Origin of the sequence: Listeria grandensis FSL F6-0971, assembly GCF_000525835.1 — a bacterium.
Classification (GTDB): Bacteria; Bacillota; Bacilli; order Lactobacillales; family Listeriaceae; genus Listeria_A; species Listeria_A grandensis.
The window spans coordinates 1-25,456 of sequence record NZ_AODD01000007.1; the positions used below are offsets into that span (position 1 = coordinate 1).

Here is a 25,456-nt window from a genome sequence, read left to right on the forward strand (position 1 = left end):
TATTATTGTGAGTATCGTTTCAGTTACGATATCATTTATGGGTTTTGCACTTTTTAATCAAAATCAAGCGGGAATGAATGGTCAAGGAAATATGCCAACGAATGGACAGTCGCAAATGGGTGGCTCTGATGAAACATATGGAACGCCGCCAAGTGGTGCTCCTGGACAACAACAAGGAGGAGGTTCGTCCGGTTCATCTGGTGATACAGATGCGGATACTGGTGCTTCTCTAAGTCCAGGCTCTGATTCAACGGACGGGACATCATCGAATTCTCTATAAATAGCAAAAAGCCACTTTCGATTTTTCAGCGAAAGTGGCTTTTATTAACAGTTACAGGAATCTCCGGAGCACTGGCCAGCATTATCATCTTTGTTATTTAGCATCGTTAGTGGATTTTCTTCTTTCCAAACTTTTTCAAGTACTTCTGTAAAACTCGTGGCTGGCTGTGCGCCGGAAACGCCGTATTTCTCGTTGATTACAAAGAAGGGGACGCCTTGGATCCCAAGGGAAGCGCCGGTTTGTTCATCATCTCGAACGTCGGCTGAAAAGGTGTCGCTTGCCAGCATATCTAAAACCTCGGATCTGTCCAGACCAATCGATGCCGCAATGTCTGCTAACGTCTCATGATCGCCTAAATGCTTGGATTCTGTGAAATAAGCGTGAAGTAAGGTTTCTTTTAGTTCTTCTGCTTTTCCTTTTGTTTTGGCGAATTGAAGCAAGCGATGTGCGTCAAACGTGTTGGTTGGAATCATGGTATCAAAGTGATAATCGAGGCCAACCGTTTTTGCCTGCGCGCTTACTTGATCGTTCATACCCTTCGCTTTCTCGATTGTCATTCCGTATTTCTCCGCTAAAATCTCGTCCATCGTCTGATCATATGTCACCGGCGCGTTTGGATCGAGCTCGAAGCTACGATATTCTACTTCTACATCTTTTCCAAATTCCTTTAAACCGGCCTCAAAATTACGTTTTCCAATATAACAAAACGGACAGGCAAAGTCCGACCAAATCTCTACTTTCATACGTGTTTCCTCCTAAAAAAGATTTACTCATCTTCCATTAGTATAGCGTGATGTCATATAGAATACAATTAAGTTGCTTACTATTTGTTAGTGACGAGCAAACGAGTTGAGAAGTGCATTGGAAATGAGGTATCTTTGTAGTGTAGAGGAGTGGAGCGAGATGGAAGTTTTTCAAGTGAAGGATAAGTTACCAACTAGTGAGGAGCCGGTTGTCTTAGTTATTGGTAAATTTGATGGTGTTCATAAAGGGCATCAATACCTTTTGAAGCGCGCGAAATCATTTTGTGGTGGGGGAGAGAAGTTGGCCATTGTTAGCTTTACGCCGCATCCGCTATGGGCTCTCAAAAAAGATCCAGCATACCAGCGAGCAATTACTCCAGATGAAGAGAAGTTTCATTGGCTAAACTACCATGGTGTGGATAAGGTATATAATGTGGAGTTCACACAAAAATATGCCGAGACTTCTGCGGAAACATTTATTAGAGAACATTTGCGTGGCCTCAATTTGCGCCATATCGTTGTGGGTGAAAGTTTTAATTTTGGTAAGGGGCGAGATTCGGATGTGGATTTATTGATAAATCTATGTGGCGAGCGCGCAGTTCCGGTGACGGAGGTTCCCTTTGTGAAGGATAACGCGCGTCATAAAGTGAGCTCAACAGAGATTCGTGCGGCTTTGCATGCGGGGAATTTCCTTGAGGCGGAACGTTTACTGGGGCATTCTTATTTTATAGAAGGGAATGTGGAATCAGTCGACGGTTCCTATGTGCTCACAGGGATCGATGATTTTGTTGTGCCAAAAATGGGAACGTATTATGCGTTTATCGATGGTAAGCGGGAGCAAATACGTGTTTTAGAAAATGGTGAGATTAGCGTACCAAAAGTAAAGCAGCATATGCGGTTACAATTCGACACTATCCAATGAGATGGTGTTTTTTTAATGGGTTGATTTTCCAACAGAATGGTGCTATACTGATTTAGTAAGTTTACTAATTTACTAAACTACTAAAGGAGAGATACCATGAAAATTCCAACAAATTTAAAACACAAACCAGTCATTGTCGCTGAAAACTACGAAGATGTGGATGGCAAACTTGCTTATAATTCGGATGCAAAAGGTTTGTCGCTTGGCTTGGCGCAATGGAATGACCGTGGCAAAGTCGATATTTCAGCAAAAGTATGGCGACACACCGGTGGAAAATGGTCTCGCCAATCGGAAGAATTACCGTTACATCGTGTGCTGGATTTGGCTATTTTAATCGGTCGGTCGAAGCTTTATTTTAAAGATGCCTATAAATATGAAGGCTTATATAATATGGAAAACCCGCAGATTGATCGGATCGGCTTACAAGGAGACGCGATGACTGTAGAGGTTTGTGAAGATAATCCAATGATTGATGAGGATATTGTGTTATTCCAGCAAGTGCTTGCCGACAGTGACGAACTTGTGAGTGAGCGTTTACGAACATTGAGCAGAATTTTGAAAGAAGCAGGATATTAAGGAGGTTTTTGAACATGGCATCAGAGAAAGAGACGCGTAAGGAAATGATTAATGCGTATAAGCAAATGAAGCATCGCGCGGGTGTGTATCGGTTTATTAATAAGGAGACAGGCACGTATGTGATGGCGGCCAGTATGGATTTAAAGGGGATTCAGAACAAATATGAATTTGCGAAAAAGATGAATATGCCAGGTGCATTACCGCGATTGATCGAGGATGAGGTTGCGAAATATGGTATGGATGCGATCGTACTTGAGGAGTTAGAGCTTGTTGATATGAAGGACGAGATGAACAATCAAGATATTAAGGAAGAATTAGATGTGTTGCTCGAGCTGTGGCACGAAAAACTGAGCGACTGAGCAGGATAGAGAAGTCAGGATAGACATGAATCAATGGAAAATTGGTTTTTGTTCTCTCTTGGCTTTTTTGTTTAGGTTTGGGGGCAATTCTGCTATACTTAATCAAAAGTGGTAGAAGAGCCCGTTAGAGAGGTTGGTGAAGGGATGAGGAAATATTACACGCATCAAATCGGGATGGCGCTGATGCTGACTTTTGGCGTAATAACCGGTCTTGGTGCAGCAAGACGCGTGTTGTATGTAACATTGCTTGATCAGGAGCGTTCTAGTTTGTATTGGATTATTGAGCTTGCGTTAGCGATTATTATGATTATTACGGCGATTTTATCTTATTCAGGTCGACGATTGAGAGGGACAGAAGTTGTTGTCAGCCTGTTGTTCGTCACTTATTTCACGTATTTTGTGATTCGTGCGGTGATAGGGATGGAAGAAATGGTGAATACCCAAAATGCGAATATTTTTTCGATGTTAGCGGGCTTGGCGATGTTCTCAGCGTTTATCTTGTTTTATACAACGGAATCAGGAGCGGTGACGGCCAAAGCAGAAAACAGAATGGTAACGCTCAGCGGCTTTGTATTTGTTTTGTTAGGTCTATACTTGGTTTTATACTTGCCATTTTTCGCTATCAAGCTTACGCGGACACGAAGGGTTGGGAAGATGCTAATTTTCAAAAAGCGGTTTTCTATCCGGCGATGATTTCAGTGGGGGAATACGCATTTGTCGCATTATCATTTGTTTTCTGCGCCTTTTTACTATTCCAGAAATGGCAACCGTTACTGGCTTATATCGGCATGGGAATCGCAATGCGAGAATTATTATTTGGTTGGCTACAGATGCGGGCATTACAGGGGGATAACACGGAACTCACGATGTTGAGTATTTTGCCATTATTTGTTGGTATAACAGGACTTATCGGCTTCCTTCTATTCATAGGAGGAGCGAAACGAGGCGAACAGGAGGAACAGATTTGAAACGAAATAAATGGGTTATTGTGATGACATGGATTTCTGTGTTGGCGCTATTTCTTTGCGTCGCGGGGCTGATTGCAGTCGCGCAAGGGCAAACGAAGACGGGGTCCACGACGACAGAAAAAACGACACCAAAACAAGAAACGAAGAAATCAGATCGCTTTCAGGTGACTGGTTTAGGTGATTCATTGACGGCGGGTGTTGGTGATACGGACGGGAAAGGATATGTACGCCGTGTTGTCGATACAATGGAGAAGGACGGCACGCGTGTGACACTGTCCAACCTTGCCATCAGCGGCGCGCGTAGCAACCAGTTACTCAGCCAGCTCGGTCAAAAAGAAATCGCGCAACAGGTCGCGAATGCGGATGTCGTCTTTATGACAATTGGTGGGAATGACTTATTCCGCGGTGGCGCAGCACTGGAAGATTTGAACACGGCGGAGATTCAGAAAAACGAAACGGCCTATTTAAAAAATCTAGAGCAAACGTATAAACGCATTCGTGAGCTAAATAAAGATGCGGTCGTTTATCATCTCGGTTTGTATAATCCTTTTGTAGATGTCAAAAAACGGGTAGAGTTGGCTAGTATTGCGGCAAAATGGAACATGGATACACAAAATTTGGCGAGTAAGTTTTCACGAGTGGTGTACGTTCCGACCTATGATTACTTTATTTTGAATGGGAAAAAATATTTATCGAGTGATCACTTCCATCCGAACGGTGCGGGATATCAGTTATTTGCAGACCGGGTATCAAGTGTTATGACAACGGACGGAGAGGGGGAAGCGAAATGACAACAGCTTTATTAGTTCAAGATTTAAACAAAAAAATTGGCAAGCGGCAAATTATCAAAGACTTGAGTTTTGAAGTGAATGAAGGGGAAGTGTTTGGCTTTCTAGGTCCGAACGGTGCGGGTAAAACAACGACGATTCGAATGCTGGTGGGGCTGATAAAACCAACTTCTGGAACGGTTTTAATTGGTGGCAAAGATATTCAGAAAGATTTTACGGAAGCGATGAAAAGCCTTGGATGTATCGTTGAAAACCCAGAGTTTTACCCATTTTTGACAGGGTGGGAAAATTTAGCTTATTTTGCTCGGATGGATCGGTCGATTAAGCCTGAACGTTTGCACGAGGTAGCAGAGCTTGTTGGAATGTCGGCGCGCGTACATGACCGGGTGTCGACTTATTCGCTTGGGATGCGTCAGCGTTTAGGCATTGCGCAGGCCTTGTTGCCGAATCCGAAGCTACTTATTTTAGATGAGCCGACAAATGGGCTAGATCCATCTGGAATTCGAGAAATGCGTGATTTTATTCGGTTTTTGGCGAAGAAGCAAGGCATTAGTGTGCTTGTTTCATCCCATTTATTGAGCGAGATTCAATTGTTGTGTGACCGGGTGGCGATTATGACGAACGGCGAGATTATTGCGACGGATGATGTGGATAAACTGCTTTCTGACCGGGAAAAAACGCGATGGCGCTTTGAGCCAATGGCAAAAGGTGCGGCGATTTTAGCGGAGATGACCGCGGTAACAGAGCAAGATGGTGCTTTTTATACGTCGTTTGATGCGGATAAATTACCGGTTTGGAATAGTCGGGTTGTTCGCGCGGGTGTTCAAGTGCTTGAGATGCAGAAGATTACACCATCGTTAGAGGATTTATTTATCGAGTTGACAGGAGGACAAGGCATTGATTAACTTAGTTTATAACGAGCAGCTGAAGCTTTATCGGAAACGTCGACTCCTGATTATTTTATTTTTAGTGGCAATTATTGTGGGAATTTTTACGTATGCGCAGTTTCGGCAACATCAGGAAGATGAGAAAAAATCGGGTACGACGGATTGGCATGTGCAAGTACAGCAACAAATTGTGGACATTGAGAACCGGTTAAGTTCCAATCGGATTCCGGATGAGTATAAGAAATATATGCGTGTGACGCTGGGGCAGTTGCAATATTATTTGGATGAGGATGTGAATCCAAATGCGCCAGGAGCCCCAACTTTCTTGAAATCATTTGTGGAAAATGGGATCGGCTTACTGTTTCCGTTGTTTGTGATGGTGATCGCGGCGGACTTGATTTCTTCGGAGTCGGGAAGTGGGACGATCAAATTCCTGTTGACAAGGCCGGTGAAACGATGGCGAATTTTGACGAGTAAATTTATTTCGATGATGCTGTCTGTGTCGATTATTTTGCTAGCATCGGCGGTGATAGCATATGCGATTTCAGGCGTCGTGTTCGGGTATAGTGGTTGGACCGCGCCGATTTTGACTGGATTTGATGTGAGTGGTGATGCGGTTGGAACAGCGGGTGTCTATTCACTGCCAATGTGGCAATATTTATTGATGGAGTTTGGTTTGGCTTGGTTGGTCGCGATCGTGATCGGTGTGCTGACATTGATGTGTTCCGTGTTGGTGAGAAGTACGGCTGCGGTGATGGGCATCATGCTCTCCGCGCTGATTACGGGCTCGATTTTGAGCAATCTCGTGTCATCTTGGCCAAGCGCGAAATATTTGTTTATGGTTAACTTACAATTAACGAATTATCTAAATGGAACAAGCCCACCTGTTGATGGTATGACGCTCGGTTTTTCTGTTGTAACATTGCTGGTTTGGACGCTCGCAGGATTGATTACTTCTTATTGGGTATTCATGAAACGCGATGTATATTAAGAGAGAGCCTATGTGACGTACATCGATGTCATACAAACGCTTTTGTTCGATTTATGTGAAAAGGAATTTTCGTTCTACTCAGTAAAATGGGTAGGGCGATTTTTCTATACTTGGCGTTTTTAATTCGCTCACTTACTTTTTATAAGCATTTTTCTTTTCTTTTTTATAGTTTAGTGTTAAACTGTTTTTAGAGATTAGGAGAAGGGTGTGAGGGTATGCTAAATGGTATTCACCATGTGTCGGCTTTTACGAAGTCGGCGGCTATGAATCGGCATTTTTATACGGAAATTCTGGGTTTACGTTTAGTGAAAAATACGGTGAACCAGAATAATACGCGGATGCGCCATTTGTTTTACGGGGACTACCAAGGAAATCCGGGGACATTGCTTACTTTCTTTGAGATCAAAAGGTTAGGTCGTGCAAGACGAGAACGGGATTTTTATGGGACGACTTATTTGGCCGTTTCGAAGGGTTCGCTTGATTTCTGGGAAATGCGGTTGGCGCCGCATGTGATGGAGCTTCGTAGGACGAATGCTGGGCTTTATTTTCAGGATGCAGATAGCTTTCAAATTCAGTTGGTGGAAACGGATGCGGTGATTGAGCCTGAGAATGCGACGCGGCATACGGATATTCCAGCAGATAGGCAGGTAATTCGAATCCTTGGCATGGATTGGCATGTTGGGGATACGAAGCGGTTAGCTGACTTTGCAGAGCAGTTTTTGGAGCTTACGCCTGATCCTTTTACAGCATTTATTCCGAGTGAGTCGGAAGCGTTATCGCGGATGGGGCGTGGGAGCTTGGATCATGTGGCTTTGCGGGTTACGAGTAAAGCGGAAGTCGCGAAATGGCATGCCAAAGCGGTGGCTGCGGGTCTAAAAATAGAGGAGTTCGTGGATCGGGCTTATTTTACTAGCCTCTATTTCCGGGAACCAAACGGGCTCATGATTGAAATTGCGAGCGATACACGGGGTTTTACGATTGATGAACCCGTAGAACAATTAGGTGAAACATTGGCTTTACCGCCATTTTTGGAAGATAAACAAACAGAAATCGAATCGAATTTAAAGGAGAATGAGAAATGAAAGAGTTAAAAGGAATCCACCATGTGACGGCGATGACGAGTAGCGCGGAGAAGAATTATGCATTTTATACGGAGACTTTAGGGATGCGTCTTGTGAAAAAAACGGTTAATCAGGATGATATTCAGACGTACCATTTGTTTTTTGCGGATGATGCGGGTTCTGCGGGAACGGATATGACATTTTTTGATTTTCCTAATTTGCCGAAAGGGCGCAAAGGGACGGATAGTATTTCGAAAACATCGTTTCGTGTGCCGAGTGATGCAGCGCTTGATTATTGGGTGAAACGCTTTGATTCGCTTGGTGTTGAGCATGATGCCATCCGTGAGAGTTTTGGTAAGAAAGTGTTGGCGTTCCGGGATTTTGATGAGCAATCGTTGGAGTTGATTTCGGATGAGAACAATGAGGGCGTTGCACCAGGAATCCCTTGGAAAAACGGTCCAGTGCCTGCAGAATTCGCGATTTATGGACTTGGTCCGGTGTATTTGACGGTGCAAAATAAAGAGAACATGGGCTTGATATTGACGGTTATTCTCGGGTTTCGGGAGGTTGCTGTCGCGGGCGCTGAGCATTTGTATGAGGTCGGTGAAGGTGGAAATGGCGCGCAAGTAGTTGTGGAAGAACGGACGGATATCTTGCCTGCAATGCAAGGCTATGGCAATGTGCATCATGTTGCGTTCCGCGTGGAGGATCATGACGAATTAGAGAAATGGATTGCGCGTGCGAATGAGTTTCAAGCGCCGAATTCGGGTTATGTGGATCGCTTCTATTTTGAATCGCTGTACATGCCGGTTTCTCAGCAAATCTTGTTTGAGTTCGCGACGGATGGCCCTGGTTTTGCGCAGGATGAGCCGTACGAAACGATGGGTGAGAAATTGTCTTTACCACCATTTTTGGAAGCGAAACGGGCAGCCATTGAAGCCGAGGTTCGCCCACTAAACACGAAAAGGAGCTGATTTTAGGATGGAACATCTGTTTATACCTGGAAAAAACACAACGCTTGATCCGCTTGTTTTGCTACATGGGACGGGAGGCGATGAGCGGTCGATGTTACAGTTAGCGGAGATTATTGCGCCGGATGCGTCTATATTATCATTTCGTGGCGATGTCTCGGAGCAGGGCGCCAATCGTTTTTTTGCAAGATATGCGGACGGTTCGTTTGATTTGGCGAGCTTGAAGGAGAAAACGGGGCAACTAGTGCTAGAAATTAAGAATTTGGCTGTAAAATATGATTTTAACGCGGAAAATGTCGTGGCGGTTGGTTATTCGAACGGTGCAAATATTGCAGCGAACGCGATCTTGACGGATGCTTCTAGTTTTCAAAAAGCGATTTTATTTCATGCGATGCCGTCTGGGGAAGCGATGCCTGATTTTTCGCTTGCTGGAACTCGTGTATTTTTGACGGCGGGTGTGAATGATCCATTGATAAGTGCGAAGGGATCGCAAGCATTGATCGACGCATTGAAAAATCGTTCGGCGGATGTGGCGGAGCTATGGACGGAAAATGGGCATAATTTAACGCTTGTGGAAGTAGAAGCTGCGCGTGATTGGTATGTGGCACAGCATGATTAGGCTGGATGCAAGGGAAATTGGGGCTCAGAGTAACTATAAGTTTTTGAGTGGGGCAATTATTCCGCGTCCAATCGCTTTTGTGACGACGCTATCAGCAAATGGAATTTTGAATGCGGCGCCGTTTAGCTTTTTCAATGTGGTTTCGAGTGATCCGCCGATTGTGTCGATCGCTGTGCAGCGAGACAAAGGACAAATGAAGGATACGGCGCGAAATATTATCGCTACCAACGAGTTAGTTATCCATATTGTCGATGAGGCGCTAACAGAGGAGATGAATAAAACAGCAGCAAGACTGGAGCCGGATCAGAATGAGCTGACACTTACGAATTTGACGACGGTGCCGAGTGAAGTGGTTTCGGTGCCAGCGATCCAGCAAGCAAAAATTCGATTTGAGGCGAAGTTAGCTCAGCATATCCCAATCCAAAATGAGGCGGGAGAAACGGTAACGGATTTAATTTTAGCGAAGGTATTATGTTATCATGTTGATGCAACAGTTTTCGATGAGGAAAAACAATATATTCTGACGGATGCACTGAAACCAGTTGCTCGCTTAGCGGGAAATAATTACGCGAAACTGGGAGAAAACTTCACGATGGAACGCCCTCAGTGAAATTTGTAGAAACTTAGCGCGCCAAGTAATGTCTCACACAGGAGGCATTGCTTGGCGCGCTAAATTTTTTTATGGATAGCTCTTTTTCTGCTATACTGGAAAAAAGGGATTTTAGTTGGGGGTAAATAAACGATGATTCAGATACGAGAAGCTTGTGAATATGATGCAAAACGGTTTGCGAAAATGCAATTGCAGATAGATAGTGAGACGGATTATATGCTGTATGGCGCGGGAGAACGAGAAATCACGTCCAAAGATGCTCGCAAACGGATCGAATATTTTGCTGATTTGCCGTACTCGCTTATTTTAGTGGCGGAGGATACGGAGACGGAAGTCTTGATGGGTTTTTTAATTGCGGATGGAAACCCGCCGAATCGGATGCAGCATAGTGTTTATATTGCTGTGGGTGTGCTAAAGGAGTACTGGGGACGGGGCGTGGCGACGCGCTTATTTACGCATATGGAAACGTGGGCGAAGGCGCGTGGTGTCGTACACAGACTGGAACTTGGTGTGCTTTGTGAAAATACGAAAGCGCTTAGGCTTTATCAAAATTTAGGATATGAAATCGAAGGGACACATCGTGATTCGTTCATGATAGGCGCTGATTATTATGATACCTATTGGATGTCTAAATTAATTTGAATTTTGCAGTAAGGACTTGCCAATCGCTTTTTACCATGTTACAATGTGACTAATTATAATGATCGGAGGGTTGTCCAGATGTGGTATGTTAGACTTAGAATTCCAAATTCGCTAAACGTAATTAAATAGTGCGAGAAATGAGGATAGGTCAGCCTCGGAAGGTACATGAGTAGTGTGCTATAATTCGAGCGTATGAGCTAAACTCATGAGGGATTGGTCTGCCTTTCACAAAAGGGAACCCATTTTTGGTATCTTACTAAAAAATCAAATATTTTCGCGAATCTTGTTTTTTTAACAGGATACGTGTCGATATTAATGGGAAGCAGATGAATGGTCTGCTTCTTTTTGGTGTGCTTGAAACTGCATATATGGGCCAGTGACCGCACCTTTACCCTCGCACGTGTGACAATAAAATGAACACTGGAGGAATGAAAAATGACTAGAACGGCTATATTAGTAGGTATTACAATGAACCAAGAGAACTTTGAATATTCCATGGAGGAACTTGCGAATTTGGCAGAGGCTAATGCCATTGATCCTGTTGGTAGGATCACGCAAAAGCTCGATCGGAAGAATAAAGCGACATATGTAGGCAAAGGTAAAGTAGATGAAATCAAGAGTTTAGCGGATTATGAAGACGTGGATCTTATTATTTTCAATGATGAACTCGCACCGTCGCAGATTAGAAATTTAGAAGAGTTGCTAGAATTGGAAGTCATGGACCGCACACGACTTATTTTGGATATTTTTGCGGAGCGGGCAAAAACGAGAGAGGCGCAGTTACAAGTTCAAGTGGCACGTTTGAAATATGAATTGCCGCGCATCGTTGGCCAAGGGGAAGGGATGGATCAGCAAAGCGGAAAAGGTGGCCTGAAAAACCGTGGGGCTGGGGAAACGAAGCTCGAAATGGATCGCCGTCGGATTAAGAAGCAGATTAATCAGCTAAATAAGGAGCTCGACGGACTTGTAGCGGAACGGCAAGTGCAGCGTCGCCAGCGCCAAAAAAACGAGATTCCTGTGGTTTCGCTTGTCGGTTATACGAATGCGGGGAAGTCGACGATTATGAATGCGATGGTAGCGGAGCATAGTCAATCGGCGCATAAACAGGTTTTTGAGAAAGACATGTTGTTTGCGACGCTAGAAACGAGTGTTCGCGAAATCATTTTGCCAGATAAAAAGCAGTTTTTGCTCACGGATACGGTAGGTTTTGTGAGTAAATTGCCGCATAACTTGGTCAAGGCTTTCCGCTCCACACTTGAAGAAGCGGCGGAGGCGGATGTGCTCATCCATGTCGTGGACGTGTCGCATGAACATTTTGAGGCGATGATGGCGACTACGGAAGAAACACTTGCGGAATTAGATATTATTGATCGACCGATGATTTTTGCTTATAATAAAGCAGACTTGGCGAACAATGTTATGTTCCCACGACGCGAGGGAGATAGCCTTTATTTATCTGCGAAAGAGAGCACGGGTCTTGAACTACTGGTTGATATGATAAAAGAACAGGTGTTTAATGACTACAAAACAGTGACGCTAGTCGTTCCATTTGATCGTGGGGATGTCGTTTCTTATTTGAATGAGCATGCAGACGTTTTAGAAACGACCTACGAAAATGAAGGAACGGTGTTGCAAGTGAACGCTCAGCAGTCAGACCGAATGAAGTTCGCCGAATTTATCCAATCAGAGACTCAAAAAGAAGGATAATTACGTGTTACTTTGTTATAATGAAGAAAAAGATGTGAAGGGTAACAAGTCTATGAAAAATAATTTTTTAAAAGTTACTGGATTTGCCGCGCTAGCCTTTACGGGCTATGCATATTGGTCGACCAAACAACTCAGAGAAACGGAATACACCATTGCTTCTGCTAAAATTGCGCCAGAACTAGATGGTTTTCGTGTTTTGCAATTATCTGATGTGCACGGCTGTACGTTTGGGCGTTACAACCATCGCTTGATTAAGAAAATTTGGCAGTTGGATCCAGATATTATTGTCGTCACGGGCGATTTACTGGATGGCGATGAAGGTATTAATACGGTGATTACGCTGATGCGAAAGCTGGCTCGGCGCTATCCAATCTATTACGTGACAGGAAATCATGAGGCGCATAGTGCGAATTTAGAAGATTTACTGCCAGCGCTAGCAAAGAGTGGGATTGTCTATTTGAATAATCAGCATGTGTACATCGAGCGTGATGGTAAAACCTTTGCATTAGCAGGGATTGATGATCCAAGTTTGCAAATTCAAAAACCGCATGATTTGACATTGGAGGAAGAGGTAGCACGTGAAGAAGAAATCGTTGTAGCCGAAATAAAAGAAGCAACAGCTGGGATTCCAGATCCTATTTTCACGTTTTTATTATCGCATCGTCCAGAGAAATGGGCGATTTATCAACAAGCCGCGATTGATTTAGTGTGTTGTGGTCACGCACATGGCGGTCAAATACGCTTGCCAGGGACACAAGGGCTTTATGCGCCACAGCAAGGTTTACTACCGAAATGGACCGCAGGCATTCACCGAGCAAACGGTAAGGCAATGATAATTAGCCGAGGTGTTGGTAATGCCACTATTGTACCGAGGGTTTTCAATGAACCGGAACTGCCAGTCATCACATTGCGGCACAAATAACAGGAACGGGCTTGAGACTACGACATAGAAGTTGGGTTTCAAGCCCTTTTTTTTATGAAGGAGAGACATGCATGATTTACATTGATAACAAAGATTGCTTAGATCAGTCGGAGAATTTTGCCATCGAGGAATTTGCTTTGCGACATCTCGATGAAAATGAGACGTATATCATGTTCTACAGGATGCACCCGACGGTCATTGTGGGCAAGAATCAAAATACGTTAGCGGAAATAAACCAGGACTACATAGAAGCGCATCAAGTCCAAGTGTTACGAAGACTTTCAGGAGGTGGCGCGGTTTACAATGACGAAGGGAATATCAGTTTTAGCATTATAACGAAAGACGATGGGGAAAGCTTTCATAATTTTGAACGCTTCACAAAACCGGTTATGGATGCACTGATTACACTTGGCGTTGACGCTAAATTGAGCGGTCGCAACGACATTGAAGTCGCTGGCAAAAAAATTTCTGGGAATGCGCAATTCGCCACCAAGGGGAGACTTTATAGCCACGGAACCTTAATGTTTGATGTGAACCTAGAAAATGTCGAAAAAGCGCTGCATGTGAACCCATTGAAACTACAGGCCAAAGGTGTGAAATCTGTCAGGTCGCGTGTCACCAATATTCGAGAACACTTGCGCGAAGATATGGATATCGCTGCTTTTAAACAAGTCTTGCTGGAATCTATTTTTAAAACGACGGATATCCCAGTGTATACTTTCACAGATCAAGATAGAGCTAAAATCGCTCAAATTCGCCGTGAACGCTATCAAAATTGGGATTGGAACTATGGTAAATCACCGAAGTTCAACGTAAAAGGAGAACAAAAGTTTCCTGGTGGTCTTGTGGAAATAAGACTTCAAGTCGAAAAAGGTAAAATTACGATGGCGCAAATATTCGGCGATTTTTTTGCCACAGGGAATATCGCGGATGTGGAGCAGAAATTGCTCGGCTTGGCCTATACAAAAGACGCCATTCTCGCCTTTTTTGATAATCTTGACATTCCGAGGTATTTCGGGAAAGTCACAAAAGCCGAATTAGAAACACTATTTTTTAGATAAACTTATAATCTAAGTCTCAAGTATGATGTATTGCATAGTAGCTGTATGTTAGACTACTACTATAAACTAAAAGAAGGCAGGGAACGAAAAATGTGGAAAAAAAATTAGTGTAATTGCAATGACAACGGTAATGGTAGGGACTCTCGCAGCGTGTGGAGATGATGATGCGAATGGTGATAATAATAACAATGGAAACAATACGCAACAAACAACAGATAGCGGTTCAAGCTCCAATACAACGACAACAGATCTAAATAATAAGAAATTTTCGATGAGCTATACAGAGGCAATTGAAATTTTCAAAAATAAGCATCCCAAAACGGATATTACTTCCGTAGAATTATCACAAGAACTCGGTAAATTCGTATATACGATTGACGGCGTAGATGATTCTAGTGAATTTGAAATGAAATTCGACGCGGATACGAAAGCTATTTTACAAGATAACAATGAGAAGTTAGACCGAGAAGATGCTAATGGTGTGGAACGGGCGAACGAGAAACTGGATTTGACAGGGATTAAAACACCACAAGAAGCGATGACAGCAGCTTTAAAACAACAAGCAGGAACGGTAAAAGAATGGTCAATCGATCGTGAAATGAACCAAACCTATTTCAGCATTCAAGTTATGAACGGCACGCAAGAAGTGGAAGTTAAACTAGATTCCAAAACGTTAGCGGTTCTATCAACAGAACAAGATGATTAATGTTATCCCAAACGCTCGTATGCTTAGTTTTTTATTCTAAGCATACGAGTATTTTTTTATATACATATATTTTGCAGAGCACAAGGTAACAAAAAATAGTGCGCACTACTTTCTTTCCATCTGTGGCTTTTAATATTCGGCTTTACGTGATAAACTAATATGAAAGAATGAGAAGGAATGAGTGTTGGTTTATGGCTGGGGAAAAACTGATTCGGTTTTATCGAACGAAATTGAGTAATTATAATTTAATATATAGTTTTATGATGACAAACATCTGTTTTTTTGGTTTACTGATGATTTTATTTATCGCTCTGCCACTCGCATTTGGCTTAGCATTTGGTATGAATGGACTTTGGTTTGGACTTCTTGTGTATGCGATTCTTTTTTTGCTTTGCTACTACATCGTGATTGTTCGCAAAGCAAGGAAAATACTCTGGAAAAGCTATCGTTTGCGCGAGTTCAAGAAGTTACACATGTTAAAATTATGCCTATTACGAAATTATTTAGCAAAAAATGGATTTGCAACATCAGAGGAACTAGCTACATTGCAAAAAGTAGTCGAAGAAGATCATGTTTTTGGGACAAAAAATGTCACGATCAAAAATATCGCGACATTGCTCGTTGTGTTAATTATGGCAGCGCTTGGAGCTGTTTTTATTTTGGAGGCGAGCCCAGAGGGACACCGTATTTTTGTAGCGGGGTTACTGGCTTTGTTAGTGGTGTGTATCGCGGTGGTTTTACGCGTTGTCGGATATGTGATCTCGCATTTTACAGATGCTAAAAAACGCCATGCTCGGGCGCTAGCTCGAGATATTCAGGAACTCAGTGCAAGTTACATTATGGAGCGTAACACAACGTATCAGCATATCGCGAAATGGAGTTAATCATCGCCAATAATGACATTTTAAAAGAAATAATTGATGGAAAAGCGATATTTTAAGGTCAATTGAAGGGGAGTCACCAAATGAACAGAGCAGTAAACGAAACATTAGAGAGCAAGGCGTACCGTATGATTAAAGAGAAGATTCAATCAGGGGAATATCAAGTGGGACAACGTCTTATTGAGGCGGATACTTCAAGAGCGCTTGAGTTGAGTCGGACTCCAGTGCGGAAGGCTTTTGCGATGTTGACGGTCAATGGGTACTTAGAATTTGAGGATTACAAAGGGGTTATCGTTAAAAACTGTGCCATTACAAAAGAACGCTATATCGAGATGTTGGATGTTATGGAGCTGTTGTTGCTAGCGACCATTGACAAGATTGAAGCGAAATCTCTTACCTTTACCAATCATCGTGTCTTAAGCAAAGCAACAGATTTTTTAGGATTAGAAGAAGCGACGGATAGGCAGTGCATGGAATATCAGCGCTGGTTTCTCAATGAAATATTAAGCTACGCCAAAAATGAATATTATGTGCAAGTTGTGAATCAGTTTTATGACGACTTATTGGAGTTTGGCGAACCGGATGTTTTTCAGTCTGCAACAAAACTGTTCGAACAGACGCTTGATAATTATGTTGCTTGTGGACGTCATATTGAATCGCGTGATTTTTCAGCAGCACGCGTCGTCGTAAAGCAGATTATTAATGATCGGATTTTATTTATTTTCAGATAAAAGACGCAGAGGAGTTTTTCGTATTATGAAGAAAATTTTACGCATCGGTTTTGCGGTGCTTTGCTGCCTTGTTGTCAGCGCCTGTGGTGGTCAAAATGAGGCGAATAAACCAGAACCAACCCCAGCGAAAAAGCCAGTTCCTGCCACGAAACAAGAAGAAAAGCCAGTAAAGACTGGAACGGATGTCAATCCAGAAACGCTACAAATCCCAGTATTGATGTACCATTCCATCAATACAAATGTCAAAAATAATTTAATTACACCTCCAAACGAGTTTGACGCTCAGATGAAGTGGTTGGTCGATAATGGTTATCACGCGATCACGCTTTCTGAATTAGACTTGATGCTTATTACAGGTAAAAATGTGCCAGACAAACCGGTAGTAATCACGTTTGATGATGGATATCAAGATAATTATACGAATGCCTATCCGATTTTGAAGAAGTATGGCTTAAAAGCGAACATTTTCGTTATTACGGATAAAATTGCGAAAAATAACCATTTCGATGAGGCCGCGCTGAAAGAAATGAGTAAGTATGGGATAGAGATGGAGAGCCACACGGTTCACCATCAAGAATTAAACACGCTTTCCTATGATGATCAGGTCAAAGAATTGAAGGAATCTAAAGCCGTTTTAGAGCATCTGACGGGCAAGACGGTGAATTCGATTTGCTATCCCGTTGGTCGTTATAATGAGAATACAAAGCGTGCAGCCGAAGCAACAGGGTACAAAATGGGGTTCACTACTGAGGCGGGGAAAGCAAATAAAAATGATGGGATGTACACTTTACCGCGTGTAAGAATGGTACCAGGAATGCAAATGAAATCTGCTATCCAATAAAAAAATATGTCCAATTGAAAACTAACTTTCAATCGGACATATTTTTTAACTTAGCTGAAAATGTTCATGTAACCAGTGCAATCCGAGTGTTTCAATTTCGTTTAGTTGTTCCATAAAGCCATGATCAGCACCGTCTAATTCAATCAATTTCGTGCTTTTAGGGAAAAGATCTAAACCTTGCTTCGTAATCTGCGTCAGCTCCCGCTCTAAATCACCTTCTGTTCCATGGATAATGAGAATCGGGCAGTTCACTTTTTGTAACGTCGCCGCTTGATCCATTTGGTCAAAATCAAGCAACATCTGCTTATCTAGCACGATTTCTGTGCGCCATGGATCGTCCACATAAAAAATCATACTACCACTACTTTCACATTGCGCCACCTGCTCTTTTGAAAAGTTATCGACATGTTGATAGGCAATCGCGCCGGTAACGGGCCCAGTCAGGATCATCGTCTCAATATCGGTATCGTAACAAGTAAGTGATAGCCGGCCACCAAGGCTATGTCCCCAAAAAGCAAATTTCTCCATCCCGAGTTGTTGGCTATATTGTTTGGCAGCTCGTAAATCAGTGACTTGTTTTTCAAAATGGATGGCAGTGTCGTCACTTTCCCCGTAACCGCCGCAATCATAGGTGAGCACATTATAACCGTTTTGTTGTAATTTTAAGGCGAACCGATCAAACCGTCCGCTCGATGATTTATTGGATAAGAAGCCGTGTGTCATGATGATGATTGCTTTTGAAGGAGCTGCATAAAAATGACCAACCAGCGTTAGTCCAGTTTCGTTTTTGAATGTGATTCGTTCCATTTTTCAGTCCTCCTTGTTTTCCATAATTCTGAGTTAATTACTATGCTTTAACTTTAACGCCAAACGGCTGATTTTTCAAGTAATAATTATTGAAATGTTGTGCTTTTGCTGTTTTTTTACGCTGGGAACAGGGTATAATGAGAAAGAGTAAAGTTAGGAGTGTGATACATATGGGGAAAGCATTATTAATTGTGAACCCTTCTTCAGGTAAAGAAAAAGGCAAGGTATACGCGGAACGGGCGCATCAGGCATTACTAAAGCGATTTCATGAGGTCGAGGTAAAAGAGACGACCAAGGGCGGAGACGCGACCGAATTTGCTTTACAAGCAGCAACAGACGGTTACGAAGCGGTAATTGCGATGGGTGGAGATGGAACGCTAAACGAAGTTATTAATGGTATTGCAGAGCAGCCACACCGACCAGCGTTTGGTTTTATTCCACTTGGAACGGTTAATGATTTGGCGCGTTCCTTAGGTGTTCCACTGCGTCCTGATCGTGCCATTAAAGCATTAGAAACAGCGCGTAAACGAACAATGGATATCGGTAAAATAGGCGACACATACTTTATGAATGTTTTGGCAGCAGGGATGATTGCCGAAGCGGTCGATAAAGTGAGCGTGGAGCAAAAAACAAAATTTGGCTCGGTAGCATATTTTGCAGAGGGATTAAAAGCATTTGCGCGACATGAATTGCTTGCGTTTGAGGTGAAATATGATGACGGGGAATGGGATGGTAAGGCTGCGCTTGTTATCGCCAGCTTGACTAATTCTGTTGGTGGCATGGAGCAGTGGGCACCGGAGGCTGAGGTAGATGACGGACTCATTCACGTATTTATTTTAACGAAACTGGGAGTCATTGATGCGGCGAAAATTTTGCCACAAATCGCACTTGGAACACTAAAAAAAGCAGACGGCGTGATGTATTTCTCGACGACACGTTTAGAAATCGATTGTGACCAGGCGGATGTTAAAGTAAATGTGGACGGGGATCCGGGAGATGCATTTCCTATTAAAATCGAAGTTTTGCGGGAGCATCTAGATGTATTAGTGCCGGAATAAGGGCCATAAGAAAAGCATGGGTACTCCGCAACAATTGGCGTACCATGCTTTTTTATGCTTAACTCACTAGTTCACTGATTTTATGCAAAATGGCTTGCTCAAGTAGTGGGTGATAATGGAATGACTCACAAATAACGATCTCACAATCGGGATTTGCTTTTTGGAGATGTAGCCGTTCTTGATCGATAGCGACAACATGTGTTCCTGTAAAAAGGAAATAAGGCAGGATGTAGATTTTTTGGTATCGTGTACTGAGCACTTCAAGTTTCGCGGGATAGCTTGGCTCGCCTTTAATTTCGCTATGGAAGACAGGTAAATGAAGTTGGGACTCCAAAAGCTGTGCTACACTATACAGTCGTGTCGCGGGTTCATCATCGCGTTCATTGCCAAGCCCGACAAGTAATACTGCTTCTGAGTTGGTAAAATTAATACTCGTATCTAGAATTTTTTCTTTAGCAAGAGCGATGATTTCTGGGTCAAAACCAAATGTTTTTGTCATTTTTATAGTAATATTAGAATACTTTGTCGTCAAGGAATTCAAAATGTCAGGGATTTCATATTTAATGTCGCTTGACGAAAATAGAAAAACGGGAACCACGATGAGTTCATCAGCACCAGCGGCTATCGCTTTCTCACAGGCGATTTCGATTGTTGGATAGCTCATCTTTAGAAAACCTAATTCTTGGATTATCTCTGGCCGTTTCTTTTTAATGGTGTTAATAAATGTACAAAATTCCGCATTGCCCTCAGCCAGCTGGGTGCCATTGCCAATATAAATGATTGCGCGCAAAATGATTAACTCCCTCCAAGTTATGTACTACATTGCTGTTAGTTATATTTTAACCTGCCTGAAGTCGTAAGCCAAGCTGTTTGTCGAAATAAAATTTTTAAATGTCACCAAATTGTGAACTGGTGTGAAGAGGTTATGTAGCGAGACAAATCATGAAAATGTAGGATAGATAGTGGTGTTAAATGCTGTTATTTTAAATAATGGAGGGAAATAATTAATGGGTGAAACGGTGGATGTTGTTTATAAAGGACTTGCTAATTTAAAAAATGGCTTCAAGCCAGTTCCGGGGAAACTATTTATCACGGAGGAGTATCTAATTCATAAACCAAATGATTATTTTGTGGAGGAAGTGACAATACCCTTTACGGATGTGGTGCGAATAGAAGGTGTAATGACGAAGATTTTAGGTCGAGATATGTTATCGAATTTGTTGGAAATCGAGACAAAAGAGGGGCATAAATTCCAATTCGTTGTTAATAAGCAGAAAAAGTGGTTGGAAGCGATGGAACAAGTGCTTACAAAACGCGGGGAGCGCAGTAAATTAATGAAAGATAAATAAGGATAAGACTATGGGTAGCGGCACAACTCATAGTCTTTTTCTTTTTGTTAGTGATGGATTTGGTTGAATTTGGCGACGGCACCGATGAGATTAGCATCATTTCCAAAGGCGCAGGAAACGATGGTGGGAGCAACTTTTGCGATGGTGATTTTTGCTAACAGGGTATCTAGTTCGGCTTGGATGGATGGCAGGAAATCCGCACGTTCGCTCACGCCGCCCCCAATTACAATTAATTCAGGGTCGTATACATACTGCAAATTGAAAATCCCCTTAGCGAGATTGCGGTACATCGCTTCAATTTCATCTATGGCTATCTGGTCACCAGCTTCTTTCAATTGGAAAGCTTCTACACCGTTTAGCGATGAAAGACCTTTACGCTTAGCGATTCGTGCGGAGGCATTAACTACGGTGCCGGTATCACTGAGGTTTTCTAATTTATCATTCATAATCATATAACCAAATTCACCCCCATGAAGGTGAGCGCCTGCATGAATTTTTCTATCTTTAATGACAGCGCCACCAATGCCTGAACCAACAATGATAAAAAGAATATCGTGTACATTTTTTGCTACACCAAGCCAAGTTTCGGCGAGAGCAGCGCAGTTCGCATCATTTTCAAGTGTAATTGGGAGAGCTAGCTTTTCTTCGAGTAATTGTTTGAACGGGAAATGGTGAATGTAAGGAATCGCGCTAGCTCCACCGATAATACCGCTTTCATTATTGACTGCACCAGGGCAACTAAAGGCAACACCATCCAAGGAATGCGTGCTATATGTATTTTTTGTTGCTTCTAGCGTGTTGATCAAGCCTTCTAATGTGTCTGGTGTTTTGAACTTCCCTTTGTCCATAATCGTTCCATCTTGTGCTACGAGAGCATACTTGACCGCAGTTCCACCCATATCAAATGCTAATAGTGTCATGCTTTTTCGAACTCCTTTATCTTGAATTTAATCTTAAGCATACGTGGAATTCTTTGAAAAAACAAGTGTAAATAAAAATAAAGCGCAAAAATTATTTTACAATTATATTACAAAGTGTTACAATTATGTCGTACTTATTTATATCAAGGAGGAAATAAAAATGCATGTGAGCAGAGCAGAGAAGGCGCGCGTGAAACGTAAGAAACGGCGTCTGGGAGTACTTTTAGCAGTCATGGCTTGCTTTTTATTTGGGGGAGTAGGAAGTGCTTATTTATTCGTACAGGCACATTCTAAAGTAACAGCAAACGAAATGAGTATGAATGATGAATCTACGGCAACAGTTAAGGCGAATATTGTGATTGATCCGAATGCGTCACTGAAAACAAAAGTGGATCTCGTCTTAAAGAAGCACCAGTTTAATGGGGCGGCTTATGTCGTCAAAGATAACAAAGTGATTATTAATCAAGGCTATGGTCTGGCGAATAAGACAACTGGGGAAGCTAATACGAGCCAAAGCTTATTTTTTATAGGCTCGATGGAAAAAGCTGTCGTAGCCACTGCAATCATGCAACTTCAAGAAAAAGGGATGCTAAGCGTGGAGGACCCAATTGCTAAGTATTTCCCAACATTTCCAAATGGAGAAAGTATCAAAATTAAGAATTTCTTGGGACATACATCTGGTGTGGAAGGTAGAAAAAAAGGTAATCAAAAAATAACATCGCAACAAGTTTTAGAGGAGGTAGAAGCAGCTGGGATTAAACGGTCACCGGGAACGTGGGACTATCAAGATGACAACTATGCGGTGATGGGGCGTTTAGTAGAGGTATTAACGCATAAATCATTAGCCAGTTATTTAGCACAGTATGTCTTTGCGCCTGCTGGTATGAAATCTACAGCGATTGGTGATTCATTTTTCACACATCCAAATGAATCGGTTAGTTATAAAGTGAAGGATGGCATGCTGATGAAAACGAGTTTTGTTCAGGATACATCACAGTTGTTCGGTGCGGGAAACATGTATATGCCACCAAAAGATATTTATCTATTTGATAAAGCTTTGACGAGTGGTAAACTGGTGAATCAGGCAAGCATGCGTAGTATGCTTCACGCTGGTGCTGGGAACTATGGTTATGGCTTTTATACACGACCTAATTTTTATATTTCCCGCGGTGTATTATACAACTATGAAACGATCAACAGCTTTTCAAAAGATCGTCGCGATGCAGTCATTGTTTTCTCCAATATTCGGATGGAGAAAGATAGTGGGGCATTAGTTAAGGAAATTTATAGCGTTATGCAGTAATAAAATAGATGCGATTTGACAATTTCATGCTATAATATACAAAAAGCGAAAAAACTTCAGGAGGAATTTTTTAGTGGAAATTAAGGTTCAGAAAAAGCTTGCGACCGGGCAGGTTAGATTTGAAAGTGATTTCGGCACGTGTGAAGGAATTTGGAATGATGACGAGCCGGAGTCGAATCGCAAATATACTGTAGAAATTGAAATACCAGAGCATTTGACGGCGGCACGACTCGCTCTTAGCGACGAGAAGCATTGTATTTTGGAGAAGGTAGAAGAAGAGGAGGCTGTTCACATCGTTGGGCAATTAGAAGACTACGAAGAGGATGGCTTTGCTGTTTTGCGCTTGGAAGACAGTATTATCTGCTTTAATACAAAATACGATGAGCAAATCGAAGCAATGCACGGAAAATTTATTGAGTTTGAAGTAGAAAAGATACATTTAAGCAAAGTGGGCATTTAAAAAGATCGCAATTGAGCTGCATGCCCAATTGCGATCTTTTTAACTTTTTTCCGTAAAGACTTTTAGCATTTGTTCTAAATCATCTTCGTTTCTGACGAATAGCAGAAGGCGCTGGCGTCCAGTTTCGATAACTAGCACGCCATCCTCAGACAGGTTGATACGCTCCATCTTTTTATATTCAAAGAAGAGGAGAGCATAGAAGAAACCGTGCTCCTTGAAGATGACTCTACCTTTTCTAATAAAACAAATGTAGAAGAAAAGCACGCCGAGAATGGCTAGCAACACGGATGTAGAAATAGGGCCGTGACGCAAGAACGCGTTGGAGATAAACAGCATCGCAATCAAACCGACGAATATGTATCCATCCCACTTCCCTCGCGAACGAAGCGGGACACTAAGAACGGTTTTCCCTTTCCAAAAATGAAGAATAACGCCATCATAAACGGAAAATAAAAACGCGCCGACAATCATGATAATTAGGAAAATATTTGTTGCATCCATGCTCATTATTTACACCTGCATTCATTAAATTCTCCATTCATTGTAACATTATCCACTTAAAAAAGGAACTAAAACCATACTGTACCTAGCGTAAGGTTGCAAAAATTGTACGAGAATATCCAAAATATCCTTGTGCAATATTTCATTACATACTATAATTAGAATTTAAGTCGTTCTATTTGTGAAAAGGCTGTCTAAGGAAGACTTTAACGAGCTTAAAAAGGAGACCAGCATGAAAAAAATAGTAATAGTAGTAGGTATACTGATTATCACGATTGGTGGAACTTTGATGTACTTGAGCCATATGAACTACTGGCCGTTTCAGGGGGATAAGGTAACAGGTGTTCCAGATGGAGAGATTAAAAATGTGCGTTCGCAACCGAGTTCAGATGAATTATCGATGCTTTTAGCTGCAAGCGGCGAAGTAGATTATAATGTGAAAGCCAAAACGATGGATGTTTATTTTGATGTGTATAAGCGGGACACACGTGTGCGTCATGAGCGGGTAACAGCTCAAGCAGGCGAAAAAGCGGCACAGATGAACAGTCGTTTTGTTTGGGGAATTCCTGGGTCTGATATGTTTGCACCAAGTGAAATTCGCGTAATTATGAGAAATGTCCAAGAATCATATGCTCAAAATACGTTCGTTATTCCAAAAGGTATTTTTGGAAAAGAGAATGGAGATTCCGCGAGAACGCAACCATTTGAGGACGGAAAAATTAAAATGGGGGAAAAATATATATTACAATTGTGGGAGTTTAATAAAAAATACGAAGCGGGAGACAGCAATGACCCTTTCTCAAAAGAATTCCTAAAAGAAAGAGAACAAACCGTCATTTTATACATGGTTTTCAACTAACAAAACCGGATTCCTCACTATTGAAAAGTGGAGAATCCGGTTTTTAATTGTTATAAAATAATTCTTCTCAAATCACGAACCAGGAACTGCGAAGATGCCTAATACATAGCCTACAATACCAAGTGCAAATAACATGAAAATAATCCAAAGCGCGTTGATTTTTTTCTTCAGTAGCCACATACAAGCGAATGTTAGTCCCAATGCAAGGATACCAGGCATCAAGCTATCCAAAATATCTTGCACAGTAGTCGTTGTTGTTTTACCTTCTTGGTTGGTCGTTTTCGAAACAACGACAGGAATATCGATGTTGGTCCATTTATTAACCAGTCCACCCATGACGAACAGTCCAAGAATGGAGGCACCTTCTGTCAGTTTCTGAATAACTCCACCGGCCATATCGGAAACCACGTCGGTCCCTTTACGGTAGCCGTAGAATACGCCCCAATAACGGAAGCCAAGACGAACGGCGTTAAAGAGTACAAAGAATAGAAGCGGTCCAAAGATACTACCGGTCGATGCGAAAGATGCACCAAGCGCGGCAAATACGGGACGGATAGTTCCCCAGAAAATTGGATCCCCAACACCGGCAAGCGGCCCCATCAGACCTACTTTAATACCATTGATGGCAGCTTGGTCGATTGGTGCACCATTCGATTTTTGTTCCTCCATCGCAGCGGTTACTCCTAAAATTGGAGCTCCCATATAAGGATGTGTATTGAAAAACTCGAGATGGCGTTTGATTGCTTCAGTACGTTCTTCGCCTTCATATAAGCGATTGATGATCGGGACAACGGTAAAACAGAATCCCAAAGCTTGCATACGTTCAAAGTTCCATGAACCTTGGAATAGGTTGGAACGAATAAATACGGACATTAAGTCGCCTTTTGTCAGCTTTTTCTCGCCAACAGTTACTTTTGCTGTTTCGTTACTCAT

32 protein-coding genes are annotated in these 25,456 nt (G+C 42.3%); 26 read left to right on the top strand and 6 right to left on the bottom strand.

Annotated features, from left to right (window positions below; all coding sequences use genetic code 11):
• Positions 1–280 (top strand): hypothetical protein (locus PGRAN_RS16755; protein ID WP_036065899.1); only part of this gene is annotated, 280 nt, incomplete at its 5' end.
• Positions 281–324: 44 nt separating this feature from the next.
• On the opposite strand, the gene PGRAN_RS05995 is transcribed toward PGRAN_RS16755, so the two are convergent.
• The gene (locus tag PGRAN_RS05995) at positions 325–1,023 is read right to left on the bottom strand and encodes a DsbA family oxidoreductase (protein ID WP_036065900.1); all 699 of its coding nucleotides are present in this window, start codon (positions 1,021–1,023) and stop codon (positions 325–327) included.
• A 160-nt stretch (positions 1,024–1,183) separates the two neighbouring features.
• Between PGRAN_RS05995 and PGRAN_RS06000 the strand changes: the two genes are divergently transcribed.
• From PGRAN_RS06000 to PGRAN_RS06095, 20 genes are all read left to right on the top strand, one after another.
• Positions 1,184–1,945, top strand: a complete 762-nt coding sequence (locus PGRAN_RS06000; protein WP_036065901.1) for an FAD synthetase family protein — start codon at positions 1,184–1,186, stop codon at positions 1,943–1,945.
• Between the two features lie 96 nt (positions 1,946–2,041).
• A complete protein-coding gene (locus tag PGRAN_RS06005; RefSeq protein ID WP_036065902.1) occupies positions 2,042–2,521 on the top strand; it encodes a DUF6530 family protein in 480 nt (159 codons plus the stop codon).
• A 14-nt stretch (positions 2,522–2,535) separates the two neighbouring features.
• A complete protein-coding gene (locus tag PGRAN_RS06010) occupies positions 2,536–2,880 on the top strand; it encodes a GIY-YIG nuclease family protein (protein WP_036065904.1) in 345 nt (114 codons plus the stop codon).
• Positions 2,881–3,024: 144 nt separating this feature from the next.
• Positions 3,025–3,573 carry a hypothetical protein gene (locus PGRAN_RS06015; protein WP_036065905.1) on the top strand — a complete coding sequence of 183 codons (549 nt, stop codon included), beginning with the start codon at positions 3,025–3,027 and terminating at the stop codon, positions 3,571–3,573.
• Positions 3,570–3,848, top strand: coding sequence for a hypothetical protein (locus PGRAN_RS06020; protein ID WP_036065906.1), 279 nt, complete (start codon positions 3,570–3,572; stop codon positions 3,846–3,848). The genes PGRAN_RS06015 and PGRAN_RS06020 overlap by 4 nt, the downstream gene beginning before the upstream one ends.
• Positions 3,845–4,639 carry an SGNH/GDSL hydrolase family protein gene (locus tag PGRAN_RS06025; protein WP_036065908.1) on the top strand — a complete coding sequence of 265 codons (795 nt, stop codon included), beginning with the start codon at positions 3,845–3,847 and terminating at the stop codon, positions 4,637–4,639. The genes PGRAN_RS06020 and PGRAN_RS06025 overlap by 4 nt, the downstream gene beginning before the upstream one ends.
• The gene (locus tag PGRAN_RS06030; RefSeq protein WP_036065909.1) at positions 4,636–5,541 is read left to right on the top strand and encodes an ABC transporter ATP-binding protein; all 906 of its coding nucleotides are present in this window, start codon (positions 4,636–4,638) and stop codon (positions 5,539–5,541) included. Before PGRAN_RS06025 ends, PGRAN_RS06030 begins: the two co-directional genes overlap by 4 nt.
• Positions 5,534–6,514: an ABC transporter permease gene (locus tag PGRAN_RS06035; protein ID WP_036065910.1), complete on the top strand. Its 981-nt coding sequence runs from the start codon at positions 5,534–5,536 to the stop codon at positions 6,512–6,514. Before PGRAN_RS06030 ends, PGRAN_RS06035 begins: the two co-directional genes overlap by 8 nt.
• Positions 6,515–6,729: 215 nt before the next feature.
• Positions 6,730–7,596 carry a VOC family protein gene (locus PGRAN_RS06040; RefSeq protein WP_036065911.1) on the top strand — a complete coding sequence of 289 codons (867 nt, stop codon included), beginning with the start codon at positions 6,730–6,732 and terminating at the stop codon, positions 7,594–7,596.
• Positions 7,593–8,549, top strand: a complete 957-nt coding sequence (locus PGRAN_RS06045; protein ID WP_036065912.1) for a ring-cleaving dioxygenase — start codon at positions 7,593–7,595, stop codon at positions 8,547–8,549. Before PGRAN_RS06040 ends, PGRAN_RS06045 begins: the two co-directional genes overlap by 4 nt.
• Positions 8,550–8,556: 7 nt before the next feature.
• Positions 8,557–9,165, top strand: coding sequence for an alpha/beta hydrolase (locus PGRAN_RS06050; protein WP_036065914.1), 609 nt, complete (start codon positions 8,557–8,559; stop codon positions 9,163–9,165).
• Complete coding sequence (locus PGRAN_RS06055; RefSeq protein ID WP_036065915.1) at positions 9,158–9,775, top strand: flavin reductase family protein; 618 nt, start codon at positions 9,158–9,160, stop codon at positions 9,773–9,775. The genes PGRAN_RS06050 and PGRAN_RS06055 overlap by 8 nt, the downstream gene beginning before the upstream one ends.
• 132 nt (positions 9,776–9,907) lie before the next feature.
• Complete coding sequence (locus tag PGRAN_RS06060; protein WP_036065916.1) at positions 9,908–10,417, top strand: GNAT family N-acetyltransferase; 510 nt, start codon at positions 9,908–9,910, stop codon at positions 10,415–10,417.
• A gap of 435 nt (positions 10,418–10,852) precedes the next feature.
• The gene (hflX, locus tag PGRAN_RS06065) at positions 10,853–12,124 is read left to right on the top strand and encodes a GTPase HflX (protein WP_036065917.1); all 1,272 of its coding nucleotides are present in this window, start codon (positions 10,853–10,855) and stop codon (positions 12,122–12,124) included.
• A 52-nt stretch (positions 12,125–12,176) separates the two neighbouring features.
• Positions 12,177–13,046, top strand: a complete 870-nt coding sequence (locus PGRAN_RS06070; protein WP_036065991.1) for a metallophosphoesterase — start codon at positions 12,177–12,179, stop codon at positions 13,044–13,046.
• A 71-nt stretch (positions 13,047–13,117) separates the two neighbouring features.
• A complete protein-coding gene (locus PGRAN_RS06075; RefSeq protein WP_036065918.1) occupies positions 13,118–14,107 on the top strand; it encodes a lipoate--protein ligase in 990 nt (329 codons plus the stop codon).
• Positions 14,108–14,225: 118 nt separating this feature from the next.
• Complete coding sequence (locus PGRAN_RS06080) at positions 14,226–14,813, top strand: PepSY domain-containing protein (RefSeq protein WP_036065919.1); 588 nt, start codon at positions 14,226–14,228, stop codon at positions 14,811–14,813.
• A 191-nt stretch (positions 14,814–15,004) separates the two neighbouring features.
• Complete coding sequence (locus tag PGRAN_RS15570) at positions 15,005–15,697, top strand: hypothetical protein (RefSeq protein WP_051998448.1); 693 nt, start codon at positions 15,005–15,007, stop codon at positions 15,695–15,697.
• Between the two features lie 80 nt (positions 15,698–15,777).
• Entirely contained in the window at positions 15,778–16,425 is a 648-nt protein-coding gene (locus PGRAN_RS06090; RefSeq protein ID WP_051998449.1) for a GntR family transcriptional regulator, read from the top strand.
• Between the two features lie 25 nt (positions 16,426–16,450).
• Complete coding sequence (locus PGRAN_RS06095; protein WP_036065921.1) at positions 16,451–17,266, top strand: polysaccharide deacetylase family protein; 816 nt, start codon at positions 16,451–16,453, stop codon at positions 17,264–17,266.
• Between the two features lie 45 nt (positions 17,267–17,311).
• Here the strand turns inward: PGRAN_RS06095 and PGRAN_RS06100 are convergent, their stop codons facing one another.
• On the bottom strand, positions 17,312–18,073 hold the full coding sequence (locus PGRAN_RS06100) for an alpha/beta hydrolase (RefSeq protein ID WP_036065922.1): 762 nt from the start codon (positions 18,071–18,073) through the stop codon (positions 17,312–17,314).
• Positions 18,074–18,243: 170 nt separating this feature from the next.
• Here PGRAN_RS06100 and PGRAN_RS06105 point away from each other — a divergent pair, with 170 nt between their 5' ends.
• Entirely contained in the window at positions 18,244–19,131 is an 888-nt protein-coding gene (locus tag PGRAN_RS06105; RefSeq protein WP_036065923.1) for a diacylglycerol/lipid kinase family protein, read from the top strand.
• 58 nt (positions 19,132–19,189) lie between these two features.
• Here PGRAN_RS06105 and PGRAN_RS06110 read toward each other — a convergent pair whose 3' ends face one another.
• On the bottom strand, positions 19,190–19,921 hold the full coding sequence (locus PGRAN_RS06110; RefSeq protein ID WP_036065924.1) for a sirohydrochlorin chelatase: 732 nt from the start codon (positions 19,919–19,921) through the stop codon (positions 19,190–19,192).
• A 217-nt stretch (positions 19,922–20,138) separates the two neighbouring features.
• Here PGRAN_RS06110 and PGRAN_RS06115 point away from each other — a divergent pair, with 217 nt between their 5' ends.
• Entirely contained in the window at positions 20,139–20,480 is a 342-nt protein-coding gene (locus PGRAN_RS06115; protein WP_036065925.1) for a GRAM domain-containing protein, read from the top strand.
• A 47-nt stretch (positions 20,481–20,527) separates the two neighbouring features.
• Here PGRAN_RS06115 and PGRAN_RS06120 read toward each other — a convergent pair whose 3' ends face one another.
• Entirely contained in the window at positions 20,528–21,400 is an 873-nt protein-coding gene (locus PGRAN_RS06120; RefSeq protein WP_036065926.1) for an ROK family protein, read from the bottom strand.
• 160 nt (positions 21,401–21,560) lie between these two features.
• Between PGRAN_RS06120 and PGRAN_RS06125 the strand changes: the two genes are divergently transcribed.
• Positions 21,561–22,703 (top strand): serine hydrolase domain-containing protein, encoded by a 1,143-nt coding sequence (locus PGRAN_RS06125; RefSeq protein WP_051998450.1) that lies wholly within the window; start codon positions 21,561–21,563, stop codon positions 22,701–22,703.
• A 73-nt stretch (positions 22,704–22,776) separates the two neighbouring features.
• Positions 22,777–23,163, top strand: coding sequence for a hypothetical protein (locus tag PGRAN_RS06130; protein WP_036065927.1), 387 nt, complete (start codon positions 22,777–22,779; stop codon positions 23,161–23,163).
• Positions 23,164–23,202: 39 nt separating this feature from the next.
• Here PGRAN_RS06130 and PGRAN_RS06135 read toward each other — a convergent pair whose 3' ends face one another.
• Positions 23,203–23,664, bottom strand: coding sequence for an Lmo0779 family protein (locus tag PGRAN_RS06135; RefSeq protein WP_277619711.1), 462 nt, complete (start codon positions 23,662–23,664; stop codon positions 23,203–23,205).
• A gap of 232 nt (positions 23,665–23,896) precedes the next feature.
• Here PGRAN_RS06135 and PGRAN_RS06140 point away from each other — a divergent pair, with 232 nt between their 5' ends.
• Positions 23,897–24,523: a hypothetical protein gene (locus PGRAN_RS06140; RefSeq protein WP_036065929.1), complete on the top strand. Its 627-nt coding sequence runs from the start codon at positions 23,897–23,899 to the stop codon at positions 24,521–24,523.
• A 72-nt stretch (positions 24,524–24,595) separates the two neighbouring features.
• On the opposite strand, the gene PGRAN_RS06145 is transcribed toward PGRAN_RS06140, so the two are convergent.
• The gene (locus tag PGRAN_RS06145) at positions 24,596–25,456 is read right to left on the bottom strand and encodes a PTS mannose transporter subunit IID (protein WP_036065930.1); all 861 of its coding nucleotides are present in this window, start codon (positions 25,454–25,456) and stop codon (positions 24,596–24,598) included.

Coding starts and splice junctions, on each gene's coding strand:
- PGRAN_RS05995 (WP_036065900.1), bottom strand. CDS start 1,023: ATGAAAGTAGAGATTTGGTCGGACTTTGCCTGTCCGTTTTGTTATATT.
- PGRAN_RS06000 (WP_036065901.1), top strand. CDS start 1,184: ATGGAAGTTTTTCAAGTGAAGGATAAGTTACCAACTAGTGAGGAGCCG.
- PGRAN_RS06005 (WP_036065902.1), top strand. CDS start 2,042: ATGAAAATTCCAACAAATTTAAAACACAAACCAGTCATTGTCGCTGAA.
- PGRAN_RS06010 (WP_036065904.1), top strand. CDS start 2,536: ATGGCATCAGAGAAAGAGACGCGTAAGGAAATGATTAATGCGTATAAG.
- PGRAN_RS06015 (WP_036065905.1), top strand. CDS start 3,025: ATGAGGAAATATTACACGCATCAAATCGGGATGGCGCTGATGCTGACT.
- PGRAN_RS06020 (WP_036065906.1), top strand. CDS start 3,570: ATGATTTCAGTGGGGGAATACGCATTTGTCGCATTATCATTTGTTTTC.
- PGRAN_RS06030 (WP_036065909.1), top strand. CDS start 4,636: ATGACAACAGCTTTATTAGTTCAAGATTTAAACAAAAAAATTGGCAAG.
- PGRAN_RS06040 (WP_036065911.1), top strand. CDS start 6,730: ATGCTAAATGGTATTCACCATGTGTCGGCTTTTACGAAGTCGGCGGCT.
- PGRAN_RS06045 (WP_036065912.1), top strand. CDS start 7,593: ATGAAAGAGTTAAAAGGAATCCACCATGTGACGGCGATGACGAGTAGC.
- PGRAN_RS06050 (WP_036065914.1), top strand. CDS start 8,557: ATGGAACATCTGTTTATACCTGGAAAAAACACAACGCTTGATCCGCTT.
- PGRAN_RS06055 (WP_036065915.1), top strand. CDS start 9,158: ATGATTAGGCTGGATGCAAGGGAAATTGGGGCTCAGAGTAACTATAAG.
- PGRAN_RS06060 (WP_036065916.1), top strand. CDS start 9,908: ATGATTCAGATACGAGAAGCTTGTGAATATGATGCAAAACGGTTTGCG.
- hflX (WP_036065917.1), top strand. CDS start 10,853: ATGACTAGAACGGCTATATTAGTAGGTATTACAATGAACCAAGAGAAC.
- PGRAN_RS06070 (WP_036065991.1), top strand. CDS start 12,177: ATGAAAAATAATTTTTTAAAAGTTACTGGATTTGCCGCGCTAGCCTTT.
- PGRAN_RS06075 (WP_036065918.1), top strand. CDS start 13,118: ATGATTTACATTGATAACAAAGATTGCTTAGATCAGTCGGAGAATTTT.
- PGRAN_RS06080 (WP_036065919.1), top strand. CDS start 14,226: ATGACAACGGTAATGGTAGGGACTCTCGCAGCGTGTGGAGATGATGAT.
- PGRAN_RS15570 (WP_051998448.1), top strand. CDS start 15,005: ATGGCTGGGGAAAAACTGATTCGGTTTTATCGAACGAAATTGAGTAAT.
- PGRAN_RS06090 (WP_051998449.1), top strand. CDS start 15,778: ATGAACAGAGCAGTAAACGAAACATTAGAGAGCAAGGCGTACCGTATG.
- PGRAN_RS06095 (WP_036065921.1), top strand. CDS start 16,451: ATGAAGAAAATTTTACGCATCGGTTTTGCGGTGCTTTGCTGCCTTGTT.
- PGRAN_RS06100 (WP_036065922.1), bottom strand. CDS start 18,073: ATGGAACGAATCACATTCAAAAACGAAACTGGACTAACGCTGGTTGGT.
- PGRAN_RS06105 (WP_036065923.1), top strand. CDS start 18,244: ATGGGGAAAGCATTATTAATTGTGAACCCTTCTTCAGGTAAAGAAAAA.
- PGRAN_RS06115 (WP_036065925.1), top strand. CDS start 20,139: ATGGGTGAAACGGTGGATGTTGTTTATAAAGGACTTGCTAATTTAAAA.
- PGRAN_RS06120 (WP_036065926.1), bottom strand. CDS start 21,400: ATGACACTATTAGCATTTGATATGGGTGGAACTGCGGTCAAGTATGCT.
- PGRAN_RS06125 (WP_051998450.1), top strand. CDS start 21,561: ATGCATGTGAGCAGAGCAGAGAAGGCGCGCGTGAAACGTAAGAAACGG.
- PGRAN_RS06135 (WP_277619711.1), bottom strand. CDS start 23,664: ATGGATGCAACAAATATTTTCCTAATTATCATGATTGTCGGCGCGTTT.
- PGRAN_RS06140 (WP_036065929.1), top strand. CDS start 23,897: ATGAAAAAAATAGTAATAGTAGTAGGTATACTGATTATCACGATTGGT.
- PGRAN_RS06145 (WP_036065930.1), bottom strand. CDS start 25,456: ATGAGTAACGAAACAGCAAAAGTAACTGTTGGCGAGAAAAAGCTGACA.